Source organism: Janthinobacterium sp. HH104 (assembly GCF_001758715.1).
Classification (GTDB): Bacteria; Pseudomonadota; Gammaproteobacteria; order Burkholderiales; family Burkholderiaceae_D; genus Janthinobacterium; species Janthinobacterium aestuarii.
Genome location: NZ_LRIB01000027.1, coordinates 23,500 through 37,269, shown reverse-complemented (window position 1 = coordinate 37,269; position 13,770 = coordinate 23,500). Strand labels below are relative to the sequence as shown.

The following is a 13,770-nucleotide window of genomic DNA, read 5'->3' as shown; positions in this document are numbered from 1 at the left end:
GTCCTTCCTTGCTTTTGAAACTGTTGCCCGCCCTTGGCCCGGGGCCGGGGCGGGCAACACGTGGTTCAGGTCAGGCAGATCAGTTCTTTACCCAGCCCGTGTAGGTGGCGACGTTTTCCTTGGTGATGGCCGGGGTCGGCAACAGCACCATCGTTTGTTTTGGCGTGCGGCCATTCATGATGTCGTAGCCCATTTGCACGGCGTCGGTGGCCATGCGGTACGGGTTTTGCGCCGAGGTGGCGGCAAACAGGCCGGCCTTGTTTTTCAGGGCGTTCTGGCCATCGGGCGCGCCATCGACGGCCGTGATCAGTTTGACGTCCGTGCGCTTCGCTTGCTTGATCGCCAGTTCGGCGCCGATGCCGGTAGGATCGTTGATGGCGAACACGCCGTCGATCTTCGGATAGGCCGTCAGCAAGTTCGACATCACGGTCATGCCGCCGTCGCGGCTGCCGCCCGCGTTCTGGTTGTCGGACAGGATCTTGATATCCTTGAACGCGGCCAGGGTTTTCTTGCAGCCGTTGACGCGGTCGATCACGGACGTGACCGGCGGGCCGTTCAGGATCACGACATTGCCCTTGCCGCCGATCTGCTTGGCCAGGTAGGCGCACGACACGTCTCCCGCCATGGTGTTGTCGGACATCACGGTGGCCGAAGCGCCAACGGCGCCCACGTCGACAGCGATCACGACCACGCCCGCATTGCGCGCTTTCTTGATGGCAGGGGCGATGCCCTTGGAATCGACGGCGTTCAGGATGATGATGTCGGTCTTGTTGGCAATAAAGTTTTCAATCTGGTCCACCTGGGTGTTCAGGTCATACTTGCTGGACACCGTGGTGACTTTCACGCCAGGGCCGCCCAGTTTTTTCGCGCTTTCTTCCGCGCCGCGGCCGATGGCGACAAAAAACGGGTTGGCCAGGTCGCCCACGCTCACGCCGATGGATTTCAGCGGTTTGTCAGCGGCGAAAGCGCCACAGGCGGCGGACAGCAACAGGGAGGCGGTAATGACTTTTTTCATGAGGATCTCCAAGGGTTTTTATTGTGAAAAACAAACGGTGCTACGGGTGAAACTTATTGATTGCGTAATTTCTCGATCATGGCGTCCAGCTTGCCCGCGTCGACGGCAAAGCCGCGGATGCCTTCAGCCAGCTTTTCGGTCGCCATCGCGTCGTCGTTCAAGGCGTAGCGGAAAGACGCCTCGTCATACGTGACGGCCGGCTGCGCGGCGCCCAGGTCGGCGCCCAGGGCGCGCTCGAATGGCACGCCGGATGCTTCGAGTTTCGCCAGCAAGTCCGGGCTGATGGTCAGCAAGTCGCAGCCGGACAGGGCCGTGATCTGCCCCACGTTGCGGAAGCTGGCGCCCATCACTTGTGTGGCGATGCCATGTTGTTTGTAGTAATTGAAGATGCGCGTCACCGACTGTACACCTGGATCGTTGGACAGGCTGCGCGCCGCTTCGTCCCATGCCGCACCCATCGATTTCTTATGCCAGTCGTAGATGCGGCCCACGAATGGCGAAATCAGGCGCACTTTCGCGTCGGCGCAGGCGACGGCCTGGCAAAACGCGAACAGCAGGGTCAGGTTGCAAAAGATGCCGTCTTTTTCCAGTTCGCGCGCCGCCTGGATGCCTTCCCAGGTGGCGGCGACCTTGATCAGCACGCGCTCGCGGCTGACGCCAGCCGCTTCATACAGGGCAATCAGGCGGCGGCCGCGGGCCACGGTGGCGTCGCGGTCAAAGCTCAAACGGGCATCGACTTCCGTCGATACGCGGCCCGGCACCACTTTCAGGATCTCCAGGCCGAAGCGCACCAGCACCTGGTCGACGATATCGTCCAGCGACGCATTCTTGTGCGCAGCGACCGTGCTTTCCAGCAATGGCGCGTAATCGGGCTGCAGCACGGCTTTTAAAATCAGCGAGGGGTTGGTGGTCGCGTCCTGCGGCGCGAAGCGCGCCAGTTGCAGGAAGTCGCCCGTGTCGGCGACGACGGTGCTGTACTGTTTTAGTTGTTGCAGCTGATTCATTACTATTCCTTATCACTGAGTTGGTGCAAGGCTTGCACGGCGGGAAACAGGCTACGGTAGCGGCCGTAACGGATGCTCAAGGCTGCGCTGTGCGCGGCATCGGGCAGGAAAGTGTTTTTGATGGGCAAGCTGGTGGCCAGCAACTGGCGCTTGCCGATGGCGGCAAAGCCCAGCTTGGCCGCGCCCAGGCTGGCCGACAGTTCGCTGTTGTGCAGGGTGCGCATCTCGCGGCCCAGCACATTGGCCAGCAATTGTGCCCAATACTGGCTGCGCGCGCCGCCGCCCACCAGCATGCAGTGGGGAACGACGGCGCCCGTCGACGTGACGGCCGCCATGGCGTCGCGCAAGGCAAAGGCCACGCCTTCGAGCACGGCATAGCCAAGCTGCGCCGGCGTGCTGTCATGGCCCAGTTGCAAGAAAGCGCCGCGCACTTGCGGGTCGTTGTGCGGCGTGCGCTCGCCCGACAGATACGGCAGGAACAGGGGCGCGGACGGCGCGATGGCGCTGTCCAGCGGCAGGGCGCTTTCCACGAGGGCCAGCAGGGCTGCCTCGTCGGGCTGGCCCAGCACGCCGGTCGCCCAGCGCAGGCAGCTGGCGCCCGACAGGATCGCGCCCATCGCATACCAGCGGCCGGGCAGGGCGTGGCAAAAGCTGTGCACGCCGCCGGCCGGGTTGCCCAAAGGCGCTTCGGTCACGGAAACGATGGCGGCGCTGGTGCCCAGTGATATAAAACTGTCGCCGCCATTGACGGCGCCAATGCCCACGGCCGAGACAGGATTGTCACCGCCGCCGGCTGCCACCACCACGTCCGAAGGCAAGCCCAGCTTGTCTGTCACGGCGGCCAGCACAGTGCCCGTGGCCCCATCGCCTTCGGCCAGCGCCGGCATCTGTTCCGGCATCAAGCCGCAGGCGGCCAGCATGGGAGCGAACCAGGCACGCTTGGCCTCGTCCAGCCACAGGGTACCGGCCGCGTCGGACATGTCGGTGACCTTGTTGCCCGTCAACTGCAGGCGCAGATAATCCTTGGGCGACAGCAGGCAGGCGATGGCATTGAAAGCGTCAGGCTCGTGCGTTTGCAGCCACAGCAGTTTCGGCGCCGTCAGGCCTGCCATGGGCAGGCTGCCCGTCACGTCCGCATAGGCGGGATATTCGCGCGCCAGACTGGCCGCTTCGGCTTCGGCGCGCGCATCGTTCCACAGGATGGCGGGACGGATCACGTTGTCGTTGCTGTCGAGCAGTACGGCGCCATGCATCTGGCCCGACAGGCCGATGCAGGCGATGCGCGCGTATTCCTGCGGCCAGCCGGCGCGCAGCTGGCCCAGCGCGTTGACGCAGGCGGCCCACCAGTCTTGCGGCGCTTGTTCGGACCAGCCCGGCTGCGGGCGGCTGGTATCGATGCGCACGGAAGCCTGGCCGCATACCGTGCCCATGCTGTCCATCAGCACGGTTTTCAGTTCGGAAGTACCGAGATCGATACCGAGGGAAATCGCTGGATGCATGTTGATTTACTGTAAAAGGTCAGGGGCAGCCGCAGGAATTGCGCACGCGCAGGGTCGGCGACAAGCGCTGCACGTGCCTGGCGCGGCCCGGGTTGGCGATGCGGTCGATCAAGAGGTCGACGGCCATGGCGCCCAGCTCTTCGAGCGGCTGCGCCATCACCGTCAAACGGGGGCTGAAGTAATCGGCCCAGTCGAAATCATCGAAGCCTGCCAGGGACACGTCTTGCGGTACCGCAATGTGCGCGTCGCGCAAGGCGTGCATGGTGCCGATGGTCATCAGGTTATTGCCGGCAACGATGGCCGTGGGACGCTGTCCGGCGGGCAGGGCCAGCAATTCGCGCGTGGCCGCGCCGCTGCGCTCGAGGTTGGAGTCGCCCGAGCGCAGCAGCGCTGGATCGAAAACGATATTGGCGCGCTGCAAGGCCAGGCGGTAGCCGTCGATACGCTCGTCCGTCGTGGACAAGCCCGGCGCGCCCGCGATGAAGCCGATGCGGCGGTGGCCGTGGACGGTGATCAGGTGGCCGACCAGTCCGGCCGTCGCCTCGATATTTTCCACGCCCACCTGGTCGAACGGCTGGGCCGACATGCGGTCGACCAGCACGGAAGCGATCTTGTTGCTGGTCAAATAGTCGAGCGTGCGGTGGTGCGTGTCGCCCGACGGCGCCAGCACGATGCCATCGACCCGGCGCTGGTGCAAGTTCTGCACCACTTTGAGTTCCTGCTCGGGATCGTCATGCGTATCGGAAAACAGCATCATCAAGCCATGGCGCGTGCAGGCCGCCTCGATGGCGCGCACGGTTTCGCTGAAGTAATGATTGGTGAAGGCGGAAATGGCCACGCCGATGGTGCCAGAAGAGGAACCGGCGAGGGCGCGCGCCAGCATGTTCGGCACATAGCCGATCTGCTGCATGGCCGCGTTGACGGCGGCGACGGTTTTCGGGCTGACCTTGCGGGTGCCGTTGAGTACGTGCGAGACGGTCGACAGCGATACGTCCGCCGCCCGCGCTACATCTTCCATGGTGGCCATGGTGTCTCCTGATGGTTTTATTATTATTGTGTGCTGCGATTGAGTACGGCTGTGTCGCCGCGTTTGAATCTATCGTAAACAAAAGAAAGCGCTTGCGCAAGCGCTTTCTTTTTTATGCGAGCGGATGGATAGAGGTTTTTTGATGCGAGTCGGGAAGCGGGCGTAGGTCGGATTAGCGCGCCGCAGGCGCGCGTAATCCGACGTTGGGGACCGTGATGCCGGTTGAGTGTGGTGGTGGTGTCGGGTTACGCGCTTGCGCGCTAACCCGACCTACCCCGACCTACCGGACCTACTGAATCACCAGCTCATGCAGTTCGCCGGGAGAGTCCGGGAACAGTTTCACGACGGTGGACGTGCGCGTGCCGTAGCCCGGCGTTTCGATGCAGACGGCGGACAGCACGCGCTCGAGGTCGAGCGGCACGCCTGTGTCCGGCAAGCGGAAGTCGGGCGCGCGCGTGGTGTCGGCCAGCATGTCGAAATACGCTTCATCGGGCGCACCCTGGCACAGCAGGCTGGCGAACTGGGCCTTGGTCTTCAGGACCTTCGGCCACGGCGCGTCGAGCAGAGCGTTCGACAGGCCGTAGATGCCCGGTTCCAAAGGCTGGCCATTGCGCGCATCGCCATCACCGCGGTTGGAAAACCAGATCAGGGTATCGGCGTCACCGAGCACCAGATTGAAACCGTTGTAGGCACCGCTGCCGGGGCGGATTTGCGCGATGTAGTCTTGCGGCGACATATTGCCGGCCAAATAGTCGGCCACCAGGGCACCGCGCGAGGGGGCGTCCGGGTTGCGGTCTTGCGGGCTGCGGATATTCGTGATGGCGGCAAAACGCGAGCTGCCGCCGCCGGCCTGGGTGATGCCCATCCAGCTGCCGCCCGCCTGCAGGTCGCGGCCCGCATACACTTGCGGATGTTCGGGCCAGGCGCCGGCGGGGGCGCTGGCGCGTTCATAGAATTCGTCGCGGTTGGCGGCGGCAATCAGCGGGATGTGCGGATTGACTTTCCAGGCAAAAACGATCAGGCACATGGAGGCAAATCCATGAACACTTCCGTATGGCGCGCGCCAGCCGTCAACGACAGCAAGCCCGCTTCGTCGGATGCGCCGGCCAGCAGCTCCGTAAAACCTTCACCGACGACAGGGTAGATTTCCATCCACGTCTGCAAGCCATCCTTGGCTTCCGGACGGCGCTTCAGCTGCGGCGCCACGCCGGACGCGGCCGCCAGTTTCGCCTGCATGGCGCGGACCCGGGCTTCCAGCGCCTGGGCGTGCTCTTCTTTTACCTGATAGTAAACGTACAGATCTTTCATGGCATTCTCACAAGTCGAGTGCGTCGAGCACGTAAGGCATGGGCAGGAATTGCACGGCAGCGCCCTGGGCCGAGCCGTAGCGCACGGCGCCGGCGGCGCTTGAACCTTCTTCGATCGCCCCCAGCTTCATTTCAACGAGGGCGTCGATGCCGCCCACGCCGTTCGGCGCGGCGTTGACGACCATGCCGCACGGTTGCTCGGGGTCGCTGACGGCGAACAGTTCGCCGCCGGCCACTACCGAGGGATCGGCGATGCTGACGAGGGTGGTGCGGCGCTTGAGCTTGCCCAAGTACTGGCTGCGCGCGACGATTTCCTGGCCCGGGTAGCAGCCTTTCTTGAAATTGACGCCGCCCAGCAGCTCGAAGTTGACCATTTGCGGCACGAACTGCTCTTGCGTGGCGGCCGTGATCTGCGGGATGCCCGCATGGATCTCGGACAATTGCCAGGCGTCATTGCCGCCCTTGGCGAGAGTTTCGGCCAGCTGCGGCCACACGTCCTGTGCCGTGGCGGCCGACGTCAGCCATTCATAGCGGGCGCTGCCGAACGCATCGGCCACGCGCAGCAAGGTGCCCAGCGCGTGCTCGACCTTGCTGAACGGCGTGGCGGGCAGCGCCGGGAACCAGGCGGACAGGGCCGCGCTGGCCCTTTGGCCGCCGAGGCCCAGGACGATCTGGTTCGTTTCATCAAAGGACGCATCGTGCAGCTTGGCCTTGGCGCGCAGCACGAACATCTGCAGCCGCTTCTGAATGGCCGGCTGTATGGCGCGCGGCAATTGCAGATAAATGGTGGTGGCGTTGCGCCACATCAGGAAACTGGCCAGCAAGCGGCCTTTCGGCGTGCAGTAGCCGGCCAGGCGCACTTGCTCCTGGTTCAGGTGTTCCACGTCGTTGGTCAGCTGGCCGTGCAGGAAACTGGCTGCATCGTCGCCGTTCAAGCCGATCAAGCCCTGGTCCGTGATGGCTGCGACAAAACCTTCTTGCAGCTGGGCCACTGTCAGGGACTGGCCGAAATCGGCGACAGGGGAGTTTGCGGTGCCGTCAGGCGTGCCATCGGCGGCAACGGGGCGGGCGCCTTGAGCGGTTAAAAATTGATTCCAGTTATTCATAATTTCCATTAGATCAGCGATTAAGCATTATCATTACGGGTTCATTATAGTGATGTCGCGCAAATTGCGTCGGCAGCGGCAAGATTGCCAGTGTTGGCGCCGCTTTGCGCGCACTTGCTTCACAAATGAACGATCATAACAAGCGCGCGCTGCTCGCCAGCGGGCGCATCACAAGAATCGGAACAATGGCTTTCTTTAAAAAACTTGTAGTCAGTTCAGTCATCGCCGCCATCGGCGTCGGCGGTACTTTTGTGTACTGGGCGCAGCAGCCCATCACCACGGACGGCGAAGCGATCCCGTTTACGATCAGCCCGGGCAGTGGCGCGCATGCGGCCGGCCAGCAGATCGCGGACGCGGGCGTGCCCATCGTGCCCATCCTGTTCAACATGCTGGCGCGCATCGAAGGCAAGACCTCGAAGATCAAGGCCGGTTCCTACGAGTTGAAACCGGGCACGACGCCGCAGCGTTTGATCACGCAGCTGGCGCGCGGCGAGTTCGCGCAAGAGTCGCTGACCATCATCGAGGGCTGGACGTTCAAGCAGATGCGCCTGGCCATGGCCAACCACCCGGGACTCAAGCACGATACCGTGGGCCTGTCCGACAAGGAACTGATGGCGAAGATCAGCCCCGAATATGTGCTGCCGGAAGGCCTGTTCTTCCCCGACACGTATCTGTTCGCCAAGGGCGCCAGCGAAATGCAGATTTTCAGGCAGGCGCACACGGCCATGATCGGCCGCCTGTCCGAAGCGTGGGACAAGCGCGATCCGGCCTTGCCATATAAAAACCCGTACGAAGCGCTGATCATGGCTTCCATCGTGGAAAAGGAAACGGGGCAAAAGTCCGAGCGCGCCATGATCGCCGGCGTGTTCGTCAACCGCCTGAAGACGGGCATGCTGCTGCAGACGGACCCGACCGTAATCTATGGCATGGGCGATAATTACCAGGGCAAGATCCGCAAACGCGACCTGGAAGCGGACACCCCGTACAATACCTACACGCGCGGCGGCTTGCCGCCCACGCCGATCGCCCTGGCCGGTGCGCAATCGTTGACGGCGGCGCTGGCGCCGGCCCGCACGCAGGCGCTGTATTTCGTTGCCCGCGGCGACGGCACCAGCCAGTTCTCGGCCAACTTGCCCGACCATAACCGCGCCGTGAACCAGTATCAGCGTTAATATCATCACAAGATTAAGAGTTTCATGACACAACACTATCAACCCCGCTTCATCACCTTCGAAGGCATCGATGGCGCGGGCAAGTCGACGCATATCGGCTTTGTCACCGATTACCTGCGGCAAAAGCGCGTGAGCCTCGTCTCGTCGCGCGAACCGGGCGGCACCAGCCTGGGCGAAAAGCTGCGCGAACTGCTGCTGCATGAAAAAATGCATCTGGAAACGGAAGCCTTGCTGATGTTCGCCAGCCGCCGCGAACACATCGCGCAAGTCATCGCACCCGCCCTGGAACGGGGCGAGTGGGTCATTTCCGACCGCTTTAGCGATGCCAGCTTCGCCTACCAGGGCGGCGGCCGCGGCATGGACCTGGGCAAGATGGAAGCGCTGGAAGCGTGGGTGCATCCGCATCTGCAGCCGGATTTGACCTTCCTGTTTGACGTGCCGCTGGCCGTGGCCCGCGCCCGCCTGGACGCCACGCGCGCGCTCGACAAGTTCGAGCAGGAGCGATCGGACTTCTTTGCCGCCACGCGCAACGAGTACCTGCGCCGCGCGGCCCAGTTCCCGGAACGCTTCCGCATCATCGACTCCACGCAAAGCATTGCCGACATCCAAGTGCAACTTGCGCAATTACTTGATATTTTGCTCGAACAAAGCTCTGTAACACGCTGATTTACAAAGAATAAAATGACCAGTTCTCTCTATCCGTGGCAACAAGACGCCTGGCAGCAATTGCAAGCCTTGCGCCCGCGCATGCCGCACGCCATTTTGTTCCATGGCGCGCAGGGCATCGGCAAGGCCGACTTCATCGAGCATTTTGCGCAAGCGCTGCTGTGCGAAGACGTGCGCGCCGACGGCCATGCCTGCGGCGCTTGCGCCTCGTGCGGCTGGTTTAGCCAGGGCAACCATCCCGATTACCGGCGGGTCCGTCCGGAAGCGCTGGAAGACGAGGTGGCCGACGACGGCGAAGAGGGCGAAGGCGCGAAGAAAAGCGCCAAGACCAAGACGCCGTCGAAAGACATCAAGATCGAGCAGATCCGCAACCTGGCCGACTTCATGAACATCTCCACGCACCGCCAGGGCTTGCGCGTGGTGGTGCTGTACCCGGCCGAGGCGCTGAACACGCCCGCGTCGAACGCCTTGCTGAAGACGCTGGAAGAGCCGCCGCCGGGCACCTTGTTCCTGCTGGCCTCGAACAGCCTGGACCGCTTGCTGCCGACGATTCTGTCGCGCTGCAGGAAATTTGCGCTGCCCATGCCCAGCCACGAGCAGGCCTTGACGTGGCTCAAGCAGCAAGGCTTGAACGATGCGGACAGCTGGCTGCGCGAGCAGGGCGGCGCACCGCTGGCCGCGCTGGCCCAGTCCGAATCGGGCGGCCGCGAGGAAACGGAACAATTGCTGCAAGTCTTGGCCAACCCTGGCGTGGAAGCGGCCCTGAAGGCTGCCGACAAATTGCAGAAGGCGCCGCTGGCGCCGCTGGTGGCATCGCTCCAGCGCTGGCTGTACGATGTGTTTTCCGTCAAATTGTCGGGCACCATCCGCTACTACCCGCGCCACCGGCGCGAACTGGAAGCACTGGCAGGACGCATCAACGTCAGCCGTCTGATGGCCGCCATCAAGGCGGCGAACGAGCGCCGGGCGATTGCCGAGCACCCCTTGTCGCCCAAGCTGTTCCTCGAAGATATGCTGCTCGATTACGCTTCCAGTTGCCAATAAAATCAAGTGCTTGCGTTGCTGATTTAATGTAACTTCTCTTTGTGTCGTTTGCCACGCTTGGCCCCTGGTGTTACAGTCAAGGCACTGGACAGCAATGGAGGCGTGCATGAAACGAGTCACTGGCATCGGCGGCATCTTTTTCCAGGCGCAAGACCCAGCCGCGCTGCGCGCCTGGTACAAGCGCCACCTGGGCCTGGACGTGCAGCCGTGGGGCGGCGCCGCCTTTAGCTGGACGGATGCGGACGGCCAGCCCACGGCGGGTACCACCATCTGGTCGGTGGCGGCCAGGGACAGCGAGCAATTCCTGCCTGGCAAGGCTTCCTTCATGATCAATTACCGGGTCGACGACCTCGATGCGCTTTTGCAAGCCTTGCGCGATGAAGGCTGCACGGTGCTGGACAAGGCGCCCGATTCGGAATATGGCCAGTTCGGCTGGGTCATCGATCCCGAGGGCAACAAGGTGGAGCTGTGGCAGCCGCCACAGGGGCAGTAGGCGGAACCTGCCTCGTTCAGCGATAATACCGGCTCAGATAACGATCCCTATTTATTATGCGCGACATTATTGCTGGATTCCTACGCTTCCAAAAAGAGGTTTTTCCTGAGCGCCGCGAGTTGTTCAAGACCCTGGCCACGGGACAAACCCCGAAGGCCCTGTTCATTTCCTGCTCGGACAGCCGCATGGTGCCGGAACTGGTGACGCAGCGCGAGCCCGGCGAACTTTTCGTGATCCGCAACGCGGGCAACATCGTGCCGTCGTATGGCCCGGAACCGGGCGGCGTGAGCGCCACGGTTGAATTTGCCGTGTCCGCCTTGAATGTAAGCGACATCGTCATTTGCGGCCATTCCGATTGCGGCGCGATGAAGGCGATCGCCACCTGTGCCTGCCTCGACCACATGCCGGCCGTGCGCACCTGGCTGCACCATGCCGATGCGGCGCGCATGATCAACGAATCGGTCGACCATCCGACGGAACAGTCGCGGATCGATGGCATGGTGCGCGCCAACGTGGTCGCGCAACTCAATAACCTGCGCACCCATCCTTCGGTGGCGCTGGCCATGGCGCAACACCGGCTGACCCTGCACGGCTGGGTGTACGACATCGAGAACGGTTCCCTCGACGCGCTCGACGAGTCGACCGGCAACTTCGTCCCGCTCGCGGAACATCCTGCCTCGCAGATGTAATCGGCTGCAAGCCTCCGAACCGCCCCGGCAGGGGACGCGCCGCCGCCGTTCCCCTGCCAGTTTTTGCTCCCTCCGGTACAATCCCGCCTTATGTATATCGATTCCCATTGCCATATCAATTTCCCCGAGCTGGCCGCTCGCATGCCCGAGATCCTCGCCAAGATGGCCGAGAACAAGGTGACGCACGCCCTGTGCGTGTCCGTCGACTTGCCGGACTTTCCGCAGGTGCTGGCCCTTGCCGAGCAGTATCCGCATATCTTTGCCTCCGTCGGCGTGCATCCCGACTACGAAGACACGCCTGAACCGTCCGTGGAAGATCTGGTCCGCCTGGCGGACCACCCGAAGATCATCGCCATCGGCGAGACGGGCCTCGATTATTTCCGTTTGACGGGCGACCTCGAGTGGCAGCGCGAGCGTTTCAGAACTCACATCAAAGCTTCAAGAATCACGCGCAAGCCCTTGATTATTCACACAAGAGCGGCCAGTGAAGACACGATACGCATCATGCGCGAAGAGGGCGCTGGCGTGGCCGACGGCGGCGTGGCCGGCGTCATGCATTGCTTTACGGAATCCTTGGAAGTGGCGCGCGCCGCCATCGACATGGGTTTCTATATTTCGTTTTCCGGCATCGTCACCTTCAAGAGCGCCAAGGATTTGCAAGCCGTGGCCCTGGAAGTGCCGCTCGAACGCATCCTCATCGAGACGGATTCGCCGTACCTGGCGCCCGTGCCGTTCCGCGGCCGCATGAACGAACCGGGCTATGTGGCCCACGTGGCGGAATACCTGTCGACCCTGAAAGGCATCCCACTGGAGCAGGTGGCGCGCCAGACGACGGACAATTTCTTCAAGTTATTCAATCAGTTGCCATAACTTCTTAAGGTCAGACATGATGAAAAAACTCGCGCTGGCGATGCTGCTGTGCTGCGCTAGCGCCAGCCACGCGGCACCGGAACCGGACGCCTTCTTCCGTGCCGTGTCCGTCAACAACGCCAGCGGCGTGCGCGACATGCTGGCCGAGGGCATGAACCCGAACCAGCCCGACGCGCAGCGCGGCGACATTCCCCTCGTGCTGGCCTTGCGCGACGATGCGGACCGGGTTTTCAAGGTGCTGCTAGACGCACCCGGCATCGACATCGAAGCCCGTTCGGCCAACGGCAACACGGCGCTGATGATGGCCGCCTATAAACACAAGCAGGATGCCGTGGAAGCCTTGCTGGCCAAGGGCGCCAAGGTCAACCAGAGCGGCTGGACGGCGCTCCACTATGCGGCTTCGGCGGGCGACCTGCCGATCATGAAGATCTTGCTCGACCGCGACGCCGTCGTCGATGCGCGTGCGCCCGCCAACGTCACGCCGTTGATGTTTGCCGCCCGCGAGGGACAGGAGGGCGCCGTCAAGCTGCTGCTGTCCTGGGGTGCGGACGGCAGCCTGAAAAGCGACCATGGCTGGACTGCCGCGCAGTTCGCCCAGGCCGGCGACAAGCCGGGTGTGGTTGCCATCATCGAAGCGGCACAGAAGGCGCGCGCAGCCCGCAAGTAATCTTCTGGCAATATTTTCCATGCCAGCGCTGAAATTGGCATGGAATTGCCTCTCAGCTCAGCCCTTTGTTCTCCGTGCCGATTAACGATAATGATCGTGTCGCATTAATCAGGAGATTTTTCGCATGGGCAATCACATCAACGTCAGGCGCCGGCTGGTTTGTCGCCGCCCCTCGCGCAGCCCGTGCGATAACACTGCTTTCTGGAATGACAAAACCGATCGGCCATCGGAGCCAGACTCCAAGAGGACAGACATGCTGAATGAACGAGAAATCGAGAGTTGTTATCTGGGGCAATTTATCCCCGTCCATTACCACCACAATATGTTGATGGACCAGAACCGCATGCACGGGTTCAAGTCGGCGATCGATTACGCGGTGAAGCCTGGCATGAAAGTGCTGGAGCTGGGCGGCGGCACGGGCGTGCTGTCGTGGTTTGCGGCCGCACGCGCCGACAAGGTGTGGTGCGTGGAGTTCAATCCTGACATGGTCAAGGAAGCGCGCAAGATGCTGGCGCTCAATCCCAACGGTGAAAAAGTCGAGGTCGTCCACGCGGACGCCTTCGAATACCTGCCGCCCGAGCCCGTCGACGTGGTCATCTGTGAAATGATCCATGTGGGCATGCTGCGCGAAAAGCAGGTGGAAGTGATCGAATCGTTCAAGCGCCGCTACCTGGCCCGCTTTGGCGGCCCGCTGCCCATCTTCCTGCCCGAAGCCGTCATCATGGCCGTGCAACCGATGCAGCAGGAATACGATTTCGAGGGCTTTTATGCGCCCATCGTGCAATTCCAGGAGACCACGGCCATCCACCCTGGCGTGCAGGAGCTGGCGCCGCCTTCCGTGTACAGCATCATCGACTTCAGCCAGCCGACGGACAGCGTCTTCGGCTTCGACGGCAAGTTCGTCGTCGAGCGCAGCGGCACCTTGAATGCCTTGCGTTTCGTTACCAAGAACATCCTGGCCGTCGTGCCCGAGCGCTCGACCACGATCGACTGGCTGAACCACTACATGTGCTTGCCGCTGGCCACGCCGGTCGCCGTGAAGGCGGGCGACGTGCTGCAAGTGAGCTTCCAGTACCGCGCCGGCGGCTCGATTCCTTCGCTGGAAACATCGATCCGCGCGCAGGTGATCTATGACGTGAACCTGCAGCCTGTTACGCAGAACGCCGTCTACGCCTGAGTGTCATTAACGTAAAGGCAACGCCGCAGCGATT

15 protein-coding genes are annotated in these 13,770 nt (G+C 62.6%); 8 read left to right on the top strand and 7 right to left on the bottom strand.

The window, feature by feature from the left end:
• Positions 1–79 precede the first annotated feature (79 nt).
• The 7 genes from JAB6_RS09280 to JAB6_RS09250 form a co-directional block, all read right to left on the bottom strand.
• Positions 80–1,015 (bottom strand): ABC transporter substrate-binding protein, encoded by a 936-nt coding sequence (locus tag JAB6_RS09280; protein WP_161781521.1) that lies wholly within the window; start codon positions 1,013–1,015, stop codon positions 80–82.
• A 53-nt stretch (positions 1,016–1,068) separates the two neighbouring features.
• A complete protein-coding gene (gene tal / locus JAB6_RS09275; protein ID WP_070302478.1) occupies positions 1,069–2,019 on the bottom strand; it encodes a transaldolase in 951 nt (316 codons plus the stop codon).
• A gap of 2 nt (positions 2,020–2,021) precedes the next feature.
• Positions 2,022–3,518 (bottom strand): xylulokinase, encoded by a 1,497-nt coding sequence (gene xylB / locus JAB6_RS09270; RefSeq protein WP_070302476.1) that lies wholly within the window; start codon positions 3,516–3,518, stop codon positions 2,022–2,024.
• A gap of 19 nt (positions 3,519–3,537) precedes the next feature.
• Complete coding sequence (locus JAB6_RS09265; protein WP_070302475.1) at positions 3,538–4,545, bottom strand: LacI family DNA-binding transcriptional regulator; 1,008 nt, start codon at positions 4,543–4,545, stop codon at positions 3,538–3,540.
• Between the two features lie 289 nt (positions 4,546–4,834).
• Positions 4,835–5,572 (bottom strand): NRDE family protein, encoded by a 738-nt coding sequence (locus JAB6_RS09260; RefSeq protein WP_034756140.1) that lies wholly within the window; start codon positions 5,570–5,572, stop codon positions 4,835–4,837.
• Complete coding sequence (locus JAB6_RS09255) at positions 5,563–5,853, bottom strand: DUF4936 family protein (RefSeq protein WP_070302473.1); 291 nt, start codon at positions 5,851–5,853, stop codon at positions 5,563–5,565. Before JAB6_RS09255 ends, JAB6_RS09260 begins: the two co-directional genes overlap by 10 nt.
• Before the next feature lie 7 nt (positions 5,854–5,860).
• Entirely contained in the window at positions 5,861–6,967 is a 1,107-nt protein-coding gene (locus tag JAB6_RS09250) for a folate-binding protein YgfZ (protein WP_083292624.1), read from the bottom strand.
• 176 nt (positions 6,968–7,143) lie between these two features.
• On the opposite strand from JAB6_RS09250, the gene mltG reads away from it, so the two are divergent.
• The 8 genes from mltG to JAB6_RS09210 all read left to right on the top strand — a co-directional run bounded on the left by mltG (position 7,144) and on the right by JAB6_RS09210 (position 13,736).
• Positions 7,144–8,130, top strand: coding sequence for an endolytic transglycosylase MltG (gene mltG / locus JAB6_RS09245; protein WP_034756592.1), 987 nt, complete (start codon positions 7,144–7,146; stop codon positions 8,128–8,130).
• 24 nt (positions 8,131–8,154) lie between these two features.
• Positions 8,155–8,796 carry a dTMP kinase gene (gene tmk, locus JAB6_RS09240; protein WP_070302472.1) on the top strand — a complete coding sequence of 214 codons (642 nt, stop codon included), beginning with the start codon at positions 8,155–8,157 and terminating at the stop codon, positions 8,794–8,796.
• A gap of 15 nt (positions 8,797–8,811) precedes the next feature.
• Complete coding sequence (locus JAB6_RS09235) at positions 8,812–9,840, top strand: DNA polymerase III subunit delta' (RefSeq protein ID WP_070302470.1); 1,029 nt, start codon at positions 8,812–8,814, stop codon at positions 9,838–9,840.
• Positions 9,841–9,946: 106 nt separating this feature from the next.
• Positions 9,947–10,333 (top strand): VOC family protein, encoded by a 387-nt coding sequence (locus JAB6_RS09230; protein ID WP_070302468.1) that lies wholly within the window; start codon positions 9,947–9,949, stop codon positions 10,331–10,333.
• Positions 10,334–10,389: 56 nt separating this feature from the next.
• Entirely contained in the window at positions 10,390–11,022 is a 633-nt protein-coding gene (locus JAB6_RS09225; protein WP_070302466.1) for a carbonic anhydrase, read from the top strand.
• Positions 11,023–11,112: 90 nt separating this feature from the next.
• Positions 11,113–11,892, top strand: coding sequence for a TatD family hydrolase (locus tag JAB6_RS09220; RefSeq protein ID WP_034756159.1), 780 nt, complete (start codon positions 11,113–11,115; stop codon positions 11,890–11,892).
• 16 nt (positions 11,893–11,908) lie between these two features.
• Positions 11,909–12,559 (top strand): ankyrin repeat domain-containing protein, encoded by a 651-nt coding sequence (locus tag JAB6_RS09215; RefSeq protein ID WP_083292623.1) that lies wholly within the window; start codon positions 11,909–11,911, stop codon positions 12,557–12,559.
• Between the two features lie 253 nt (positions 12,560–12,812).
• The gene (locus JAB6_RS09210) at positions 12,813–13,736 is read left to right on the top strand and encodes a methyltransferase domain-containing protein (protein ID WP_034756162.1); all 924 of its coding nucleotides are present in this window, start codon (positions 12,813–12,815) and stop codon (positions 13,734–13,736) included.
• The last annotated feature ends 34 nt before the right edge of the window (positions 13,737–13,770 follow it).